6 protein-coding genes (1 of these 6 cut by a window edge) are annotated in these 7,237 nt (G+C 38.6%); 3 read left to right on the top strand and 3 right to left on the bottom strand.

Annotation, left to right across the window (positions count from 1 at the left end; genetic code table 11):
• Both CLV95_RS06345 and CLV95_RS06340 read left to right on the top strand, forming a co-directional pair.
• Positions 1-428, top strand: the 3' portion of a protein-coding gene (locus CLV95_RS06345; RefSeq protein ID WP_002734441.1) for a glycosyltransferase. The gene continues 715 nt to the left of window position 1, outside the view; only the last 428 of its 1,143 coding nucleotides appear in the window; the start codon falls outside the window, past its left edge; it ends in the stop codon at positions 426-428.
• Between the two features lie 7 nt (positions 429-435).
• On the top strand, positions 436-1,932 hold the full coding sequence (locus CLV95_RS06340) for an ArnT family glycosyltransferase (protein WP_002734334.1): 1,497 nt from the start codon (positions 436-438) through the stop codon (positions 1,930-1,932).
• 140 nt (positions 1,933-2,072) lie between these two features.
• On the opposite strand, the gene CLV95_RS06335 is transcribed toward CLV95_RS06340, so the two are convergent.
• Genes CLV95_RS06335 through CLV95_RS06325 form a run of 3 tightly spaced genes read right to left on the bottom strand, consistent with a single transcriptional unit; the run spans position 2,073 to position 4,146 of the window.
• Positions 2,073-3,170 (bottom strand): DUF5777 family beta-barrel protein, encoded by a 1,098-nt coding sequence (locus CLV95_RS06335; RefSeq protein WP_002734577.1) that lies wholly within the window; start codon positions 3,168-3,170, stop codon positions 2,073-2,075.
• Positions 3,152-3,724 carry a YceI family protein gene (locus CLV95_RS06330; protein ID WP_002734526.1) on the bottom strand — a complete coding sequence of 191 codons (573 nt, stop codon included), beginning with the start codon at positions 3,722-3,724 and terminating at the stop codon, positions 3,152-3,154. The genes CLV95_RS06335 and CLV95_RS06330 overlap by 19 nt, the downstream gene beginning before the upstream one ends.
• Positions 3,721-4,146, bottom strand: a complete 426-nt coding sequence (locus tag CLV95_RS06325) for an LIC11213 family lipoprotein (RefSeq protein WP_002726240.1) — start codon at positions 4,144-4,146, stop codon at positions 3,721-3,723. Before CLV95_RS06325 ends, CLV95_RS06330 begins: the two co-directional genes overlap by 4 nt.
• Before the next feature lie 917 nt (positions 4,147-5,063).
• Here CLV95_RS06325 and CLV95_RS06315 point away from each other — a divergent pair.
• Complete coding sequence (locus tag CLV95_RS06315; protein ID WP_026054910.1) at positions 5,064-6,737, top strand: methyl-accepting chemotaxis protein; 1,674 nt, start codon at positions 5,064-5,066, stop codon at positions 6,735-6,737.
• Positions 6,738-7,237: the final 500 nt, after the last annotated feature.

Here is a 7,237-nt window from a genome sequence, read left to right as displayed (position 1 = left end):
AATACGGAATCACCGGCTTGTCGGGCGTTTTCGTAAATTTGGGGGGACAATTCTTATATAACAACGTTTTGGCGATCAATGTGGTGGAGCAGATTCAATCCGCGATTTCTCTACCTTCCGGCGCCATCGTCTTCGGTTTCGAATTGAGCGTATTGACCAATTATCTTTTGAACAACGTTTGGACCTTTTCCGATCGTAGGAATGTCGGCTTTTGGGACAATATGATCGGATTCTTAAAATTCAATGTAATCAGTCTTTTGGGTTTTTTGATTCAATTTTCAACCTGGTTTTTTCTGGTGAAATATTTTCAGATCCATTATCCTGATTTTTTACCCTATCGGCTTACGTATATGGGAAATATAGTTGGAATCCTACTTGCAACCGCGACGAATTATTTTTTGAATCGCAATTTTACATGGAAGACTTAATATATTTATGAAATTGTATCTGCTATTCTTGTTGAGTTGTTTGGTCTTATTTTTCGGAATTAAGACGGATTTTGAAGTAACCTACGGAGATTCCGGTTTTATGTGGGTTCAAATTATGGATCTGATCCGATCCGATTTTCAAACCTTTTCATTTTATTATTCCGGAAGTTCTTTCGATCCCAAGGGAGAATGGATTCCCTTTCAAGCGCCTTTTTTAGGGATTCATGATTTGCAATACTATATAGATTTTCCGCCTTACTTTCCGTTAGTCGTTTCCGTCGGTAGGGTATTGTTTAAGTCGAATTTAGGAATTTATTTCATCCAAATTTTATTTCTGTCAGGTTCGATCTATTTTCTGTATCTTTTATTTTCCGAATTTACCCGAAGAAGATGGCTTAGCGTTTCTTTTGTTTATCTGTATTTATTCGGGACGACCGTGTTTACCTACAATTTGGTCATTCACGAATATTCGATCGCTTTGTTTTTTTTATACGGGGGAATTTATTTTTATCATCGATCTATAAAGACGAAAAAAAATACCAACTTCCTATATTCTTCTCTTTTATTCGGACTTTCCCTTTATTTTCGTTTAGAATTTATATTTATCATTTTTTCATTGTCCGCTTTGAGTTTTTTATTACGACAGGAGATTCGGAAGCGGATATTTTTTTATTGGGCGCCCGTGTTTTTGGTGATACTCGCTTCCTTATTGGCTTCGAATACTTACATTCACGGCCATCCGCTCGGTTTGCGTTATATACTTACGATGGATAATCCGGAGACCGTCGCTCTTTCAAGATCGGATATCGTTTACGATTTGTTATTCGGTAAAGAAAGAGGATATTTTTTTCAATCTTCCTATTTGGCATTGATAATTTTTTTCTCCATTCTTGTCGTTGTCTATAAGAGATCGTATAAGGACATTTTGTCTTTGGAATTGTTGTATCTTGGTGTTTCCATACTTTCGATCTTTCTTATATTGGCAACTGCGCCGAATCACGGAGATCATATCTCTCCCCGGTATCTTTTCGGAACGTATCCGTTGATTTTCGTGCTTGGGCTTATTCTGGTAGAATCATTTCTTGATTCTCAAAAGTCCGTCGTCTATTACGCAACATCGATTCTTGTCGTTGTTTCGATCTTGTTTTCAGTTAAACAATGGTTCTATGCCGTCCAATTTATACGTACTTCCGATAAAAACGTAAGAACCATGATGGATTATTTTCGATCGGAAAATAAAAAATATTTGGTTTTTACGGATACGAACATTCCCAAAAATATACAGTCCTTGATGTATGAAAAAACGATATTATACGTTCCCGAAAAAAAACTAGTTTCCGATTTTTTGGCGAAAGACGCTTTTAAAATCGATCCAAGTCAGATTCTAATCGTTCGACTTTTGACGACTACCTTACCGGTCGACCGGAAAGGATGTATTTCCGGTTATAGGTTTTGTAGGTCGGAGTCCTCGCTTCCCTATGTCGAAGTTTATTCTTATCGATAAAGTCGAAACGTGATCCGTATTGCAATCGAGCGGATCCATACAAACTCTGCTATGTACAAAAATAGAGTAAAGCATTCCTTTTAACGTAGGCGTTGAAGAATCTGTATAACGTTCCCAATATATTCCGCAAGAATTACAAACTAGTTGTTCGAACTTTCCAAAGAAAAATAACGATGGATGTTGAAACCTAAAGTCCATTCTTTTTTGGAGTAATCGTAATCGGCTCCACGTAGGAGCTGCGTGTGTGCGATGGATCTACTATTTGTAACGAACAACTGAAAAACGTGTCCTCCTGTTTCAAAGTCAACGCCGAAACTCAAAGGGACGGACATATATTCCACGGGTTTGGAAAGAAGAATATTGTTGATCACTGTGTCGATTGTTTTTCCTCTCGCGATCAGATCGTTGACTTCCGAAGCGGAATATTCCACTCCGTTAATCTTCGTCTTTCTATTTTCCGCAGCGTAAGAATCTCCGATATAATCCCGTTTCGAGGTGAGAATGGTTCCGAACGTAAAATCCAGACGTTTAAAAAGATGAATTCGAAAAGAAACATCCAAACCCATTCTATCGTTGGAAATGTGCTCCTTCACAAAATTTCTATGAACGAACATAGGGGAGAGTTGAAGGGAAAAAACTTCTCCGAACCTTCTCGAAATTAAAAAAGAAGCGAGCATACTTTGTCTGTCTGGATACGTAAGTTCGTACGTGTTTAACTTTTTTGTAGCTTCGGGATCGAAGGTTGAGAGACCCGTGGAAACTTTGAGATAAGGTCCGTAAAACTTTTCTTGTTTCTCCGTTTCCTGCCCAAATACTCCAAAGAAACTGATCGTAACCGGAAAACTTGAATCCTGAGTCAAAAGGCGGATTTTTCCTCTCGCTTCATATGTTTTTTGAAACGAGGTTCTGGCGATTCCGATCGTGAGCCGATCGGTAACTCCGTAATCGAGAGAAAGTTGTGTGTTGGCTCCGTTATCCAAGCCCAAAAAATCGTAGGAAGCGGATTTTGCGTTTCCGAAACGGTGATTAAAACGAAAATCCAAACCGTTTTTGCCCACGTCTTCTGTGCTCGGCATGTGGATCAGACTGCTTCCGAGGAACGCGGATTTTTTTTGCTCCTGCGCGGAAAGACTCACGGAGAAAAAAAGAAAAACGGAAATCAAAAACGTTAAGCGAAGTGGAAAAGGCGCCGCTAAGGAAAAGGGAGTTTTTTGGAATTTTATTCTTTGGTTTGCCATGTTACGGATGTTTCGATTTGGATTTTTTCGTTTAGTTTCAGAATTACTAATTTAGGAATTTCGATATTAAAATCGCTCAGTAGAATTTCGAAATTTGCGCGAATCAAAAGATCTTTCCCTTTTTCTTCGAAATTACCCCGGACTTGAACGTTCTTTTTTGTAACTCCGTGTAAGGTGATATTCCCTTCGACGATCACGGTTTTGGAGGAAACGTCCCATTTAGAAATGTTTCCTTGAAAGATCACATTCGGAAAACGTTCCGTTTCCAGATAATTTTCGTGCATGTGACGGTTCATCAGCCGGTTGGGAACGTTTAAGTCATTAAGATCGACTTGAAAGAAAAACGTTTTTGATTTTAGATCGGCTCTCCCTTCTGCTTTTTTTAGAGAGCCTCGAATTGTCTCCTGAGGGGCCTCGCTTAAAAAGCGAATGTCCGTTTCCTTTACGTTCCATTCCTCGGAGAATTTCTTTTCGGAACCAAGTTCGTAGACGGAAGAAATTTGTACGAACAGAACAATTAGAAAAATAACATATAAGAAACTTCTACGGATCAAGGGTTGGCTCCTTTCAGGATCCAGCAGAAAACGGCTTTATTGATGGAATCGTTATTATTTATTCTCATCGAACCCGTGTTGATTTTTTGAAATAGAAGACTGTTTTTCGGGTCGGTTACTGTCACTCGATTTCGAACCGAGTTGTAAGAAGTGGCGTCGAATCCAGCGTTTGCGTTGTTTGTATTGTGGCAAGTGGAACAGCTTCCTGTTCCTGCTTGATTTAAGGTGGAGAAGGCGGGGGCCGGATCGGTACAGTCCGCATTTGTGAGTTCTTTCAAAGGTGCCGTCGAGTTTAATAGAAAAGCTAAAAGTTTTAAGGAGTCCTCCTTATCCGAACTTTTTTCGTTTTGGCAGTTCCATAGGATGGAACAGAGATAAAAGGCCAAGATCCCAAACTGGAACGGTTTAAGAATTTTTTTCATAAAATTCTCCTTTAAAAAATGAATTTACAACGCGTCCCAAAACCTGCGGAAGCGAACCCAATAGTAGGTGGGAATAACGTTTTGAATTTCAATCTTATAATGGACTTCACATTATGTTTTCGTCGAAAAAATTGTGAGTAAAACAAAACGGTCCACGGAGTGGAATTTGTGCGATTCTTGGAGTCGTGTTTAAATTATTGAGTTCGTGATCCAATGAAAATTCTATCCGAGTGTAATGGGCCAAACTCTCAAAGGTGACATTAGAAATGAAAAACGTTTCGTTTTATCCTGGAGAAAATAAATAATGTGAATTTGGTATGAGGAGATTCATTTTTCTAAAAAAATTGGATCTGAACTTTACAGATCGATTCCAAAAATGTGGGACGTATCCAAGTAAATTATCGTTTTTCTCTATTAGGTGGTATTCTTTTTATCCCTGTTCGCTTACTTTTTAAGAGATATTTTTCGAATGAATTTCCAAGGATGTTTGCTAGGTTTTACGAAAAAACTCCATTTTGAAGGTTTCGATTCCCAAAGCTTATTTAAAAAGCTTTTGTTTGGCGATGATGGAGTCGTTTGGATACTTGGGGGTTTTCGGGATAAATTGTATAAGGGAAAATGAGTAATTCATTCAATTTATTTCGTCATACGAAGATGAATATTCTTTCAATGGGCTCGAAAATAGGTCTTTGTATATGCCGAGGATGAGCTTTATGTTTTAGAATCTCTCTAAAGTTTTAAGGATTTGACATAGCTTTACCTAAAAGTTTACTTACTTTGTGAACTTGCATCATTAAAAAATGATTCACTTTTTAAAAAACTTGACTGAGTATATATCAAGGCAATGATGAAACGCTTTAAATTCTATGAAAACAATATACATATATATTCAGAGATTGGGAATACGAAAAAAACTGATACTTCTTTTCGGTTCTGTGCTGATACCGATTACGGTGTTGGTCGTATTGGCTTTAATCAATACGAAAGATAGAATCGAGGATATTGAAACGATCTATGAGGATCGGGTAATTCCTCTGAAACAATTGAAGAAGATATCGGATTTATATGCGATTTTCATCGTAGACTGTGTTCACAAGGTAAGAAGTGGAACGTTTACACCGGAAGAAGGAGTCGCTAATCTTGATAAGGCGACTTCCGGAATTCAAGAAGAATGGAGCGCATACGTTGGAACTTATCTTGTTCCCGAAGAGGAAGCCATCATCCGGGAGTTAAATCCTCTTTTTGTGGCTTCGAACGCTGCGGTAGCCGAGGCCAGGGACCTGATGATCAGCAAAAACTTTCAGGAATTAGAGTCTTTTGCGGATTCTCGTTTGTATCCTAGAATTGATCCGGTAACAGAAAAGATCGAAAATCTGATACAGTTACAATTGGAGATCACGGACAAGATATATATCAAAGCGGAAAAACAATTCACTTTTAGTTGGATTTTACTCCTTTTCCTTTCCAGTATAACTTTGATTTACATCGTTCTGATTGCGGTGGTCTATTCAATTCAATTGGTCAGGGGGCTTACTACTGTAAGCGGTGCGGTCAAAAATGCGGATTTTTCTCATCCGGTGGAAGTTGAAGAAGATGAAAAGAAAAAAGACGAACTTTATCTTTTACTGATTACTTTTCGTTTGTTCCAGATCAAGCTCAAAGAGATGCTCAGCACGATTATGGACTTTTCCGAAAATCTTGTTGCGGCTTCTGAGGAACTTTCTCGTTCTGCGGATCACCTTTCTGCGAACGCACAATCCGAATCGGCTTCGATTGAGGAAATTTCCGCATCGGTGGAAGAGATTAGTTCCGGAATGGAATACGTAAACCGGAACGCGGAGTCTCAGTATGTCCTGATTTCTTCATTTAACGGGGAAATGCGAGAACTGGAAGGGATGATTAGCAAGGTGGGGGATGCCGTAAAGAATTCTTTGGAAAAAATTTCGGATATGTATCTTAAAACCGATTTCGGTAAGAAAACGATGGGAGATCTTTCCGAAAGTATGGAGAAGATCGAAAGTAGTTCGGTTGAGATGCAGTCCATCACGGCGATCATCAAAGAAATATCAGAAAAAGTGAATTTACTTGCGCTCAATGCTGCCATCGAGGCTGCGAGGGCTGGAGAACATGGCAGGGGTTTTGCTGTGGTGGCGAGTGAGATCACAAGGCTTGCGGAACAAACGGATTCTAGTGCGATGACGATCGAGGAACTCATTAAAACGAGCAATGCGGAAATCGAAACCGGTAGAAAGATCGTTGAAAACTCTGTGAAAGTTTATGCCGAAGTTTTGGGTGGGCTTGAACATCTGAAGGAATCCTCCAATCAAATCGTAGCCATTATGGAACTCCAACAGGAGAAAAAGGAAAAAATTCGTTCCGGAATCGATCAAGTCGATACGAAGTCGGAGGACATTCGCAATTCCGTTAAAGAACAAAAGATTGCTATTACGGAAACGGCCAACGCGATTTCCAATATTTCCACTACCGTCCAAAGTAGCGCAGCGAACTCCGAGGAAATTGCAGGAAGTGCGATCAGTCTTTTACAGATTGCGAAGAATCTTCAAGAGACAATGAACTTTCTAAAAGGCTGAACGTTTCTACTTTTAAAGGAAGTTGTGAGTTAATAAAACTCAGTAAACTTTTGGTTCGTTTACTGAGTGATTTCTTTTTAAGTTTTATGCTTGTTTTCTGTCGCGGCCTCAAATTTGGAACTTATCCCAAGGCCCGTGTATATGGGTGTCAATTTCTGAGTTAAATGCAATAGTTTCTACATTTTAAACTAGGAATGTATATGCATGTAGGATCTTTCCGGTCTCTTGATTTCAATCAGAACAAATGAAATACTTTCTTCATATTGTAACGTGAGTTCGGTGGTTGGAGATTTATTTTTCTAAAATTGTAGGAACTCATACTTTTTAGGGTATCTCTATAAAATCTGAAAATGTAGATTTTAAGATCGAATTTATAGATGGATCACCGTTTTCGAAGTGATCGTCCAATGAAAAATTCATTACTCACGTTAAGTAATACTACGGAAAGTAGTTGTAGGTTTATTTTTTAGAATTGAAAAAAAATTAGAATCATTCTAAAA

It is taken from the genome of Leptospira borgpetersenii serovar Javanica, assembly GCF_003046425.1.
In the GTDB taxonomy this organism is placed as follows: domain Bacteria; phylum Spirochaetota; class Leptospiria; order Leptospirales; family Leptospiraceae; genus Leptospira; species Leptospira borgpetersenii.
This window is presented reverse-complemented; position numbering and strand designations above follow the sequence as displayed.

Bases quoted from the DNA above. Each gene is read 5' to 3' on its own strand.
- CLV95_RS06340 (WP_002734334.1), top strand. From the start codon at position 436: ATGAAATTGTATCTGCTATTCTTGTTGAGTTGTTTGGTCTTATTTTTC.
- CLV95_RS06335 (WP_002734577.1), bottom strand. From the start codon at position 3,170: ATGGCAAACCAAAGAATAAAATTCCAAAAAACTCCCTTTTCCTTAGCG.
- CLV95_RS06325 (WP_002726240.1), bottom strand. From the start codon at position 4,146: ATGAAAAAAATTCTTAAACCGTTCCAGTTTGGGATCTTGGCCTTTTAT.